General features: G+C 39.0%; 3 protein-coding genes. 2 read left to right on the top strand and 1 reads right to left on the bottom strand.

Translation table 11 applies throughout. The features are described 5' to 3' along the window. Positions 1 to 77 precede the first annotated feature (77 nt). Entirely contained in the window at positions 78 to 311 is a 234-nt protein-coding gene (locus tag L2748_RS23805; RefSeq protein WP_246616306.1) for a toxin C-terminal domain-containing protein, read from the top strand. Continuing rightward, positions 304 to 795, top strand: coding sequence for a hypothetical protein (locus L2748_RS23800; RefSeq protein ID WP_220783596.1), 492 nt, complete (start codon positions 304 to 306; stop codon positions 793 to 795). The genes L2748_RS23805 and L2748_RS23800 overlap by 8 nt, the downstream gene beginning before the upstream one ends. A 525-nt stretch (positions 796 to 1320) precedes the next feature. Here the strand turns inward: L2748_RS23800 and L2748_RS23795 are convergent. After that, positions 1321 to 1623: an RNA-guided endonuclease InsQ/TnpB family protein gene (locus L2748_RS23795; protein WP_276516369.1), complete on the bottom strand. Its 303-nt coding sequence runs from the start codon at positions 1621 to 1623 to the stop codon at positions 1321 to 1323. Positions 1624 to 1718 lie beyond the last annotated feature (95 nt).

Raw genomic sequence — 1718 nt, 5'->3', positions numbered from 1 at the left:
GTAGTCATAGGATGTTCTCAGAATGGGATTTGTTCTGAGATTATCTAAACGTTGCCCCTCAAGGAATCCGTCTTATATTGATCGCTTACGCGCAGCAAGCGAATAAGCTTGGTTATAAAGAAGTAAAAGGAGTTAAATCCCAAGGTGAGAAAGTATTCAAAAATAAAAATAATTCACCAAATTTCATTACAAGAGATAGAGATGGACATAAAGGTGGAGCATTCAAAGGAGCTGATAGTGTGAAGAATCTTGGCAGAAAAGATACGCGATCAGGCACTTACGATAAAGTTTTAAAGAGAATAGATGAATAATATGAATCATTTACGATTGAGTCAATTTACTAATTCAGATGAAGGTTCTTGGTCTGCTGTTTCTGATATAGGGAAAATATATAATTCGAAATTATTTACGCAAAATGAATATATGAGGGTAGAGAATTTATACATCAACGCAATTCATAATGTATTAGATGTCGTGGGTTGTGGGAATTTTAGAATTAGTATGTATGAAGATAAAAGAGGCTATGAAAATGTAGAAGCAAGAATTTTTAATATAGATGACCCATATGTGAAAATTCGTGGTGGAGAGTATATTTCTAATCACCTACTATATACCCTTTGTAGGCTTTGTCTAAGAGAGCTAATGTGGCTTAGGTTGGAGTCTGATAATGGATGCTATATTACCTTTGGATATGATTTCTGTGTGAGAATGGGGATACCAGAAAACATGGAAGTATTAAGTGTTATTCCAGATGGTATTTTTCTTAATAAGATGGATGATGACCCCCATGAGTAAATCTATTAAGTGAAGAGTGCCGGTCACCTTGAATGGATTTATTGGCTTGTGACTTCTCACCGCCCTAATCGGGCGATGCTTCTTATTTCCATGATTTCCCTTTACGTACAAAAAAGCCCCAATTAAGGGGCTTTTTATGTAGATTAATCCAATGAGGTTGATACTTTTTTACAAGGGGATACCTCTACCGCCTTTTATCTACAATTATACAGGATAACAGTAAGCTATGATCAAATGGAGGCATTTTTCATGCGAAGGAGTGCATTACGATTTATCTCATTTGTGGCCTGATGAATGGATCTATATTCACAAAGGAAATGGTAACAATCCAGATCGCACATACATTGCATAATAGGCCTATAAAGCCACATCGTAGGTGTTAAAACTAATCAGGGCCTTTGGGTATCACGCTCTTGGGCGGTAACCTTTACTGCTAAAGGCGGCATCAACTCACCTTTTCAGATCCTGTTTATAAGTTGACTACTAGATTGACATCCTCCCTCCACTAAATCAGGCAAGCTGATTTTAGTGGGGGATTCCTACAGCTAGACGGTCATGCCCGACCGCGAGAATGTTCTTGGCTGCATTGACATCTCGGTCATGCGCAGTACCACAATTACTGCAAGTCCATTCTCTTATTCGCAAGCCTGCTCTACCTTTCGGACTACTTACGGGGATATTTCCGCAGCACGAACAAGTCTGGGTTGTGTATGATTCGTTGATTTCTTCAAAAACAATCCCTGCGTGAGCGCATTTATATTCCAGCATTGTTTTGAGCGTTCCCCAGCCTGCATCTAGCACCGACTTAGCCATTTTGGTTTTTGCCATAGCGAGGTGTAGTGGCATAGTGAATTTGGACACCAAGATGTAAGGGGTATAATCCCCATCTAAACACAAGGTGAACAAATGACCCGTAAATCAAA

It is taken from the genome of Shewanella sairae, from assembly GCF_023283535.1.
GTDB classification, from domain to species: Bacteria; Pseudomonadota; Gammaproteobacteria; order Enterobacterales; family Shewanellaceae; genus Shewanella; species Shewanella sairae.
Note: the sequence above shows the minus strand (reverse complement) of the source record. Positions and strands in the feature narration are given on the sequence as shown.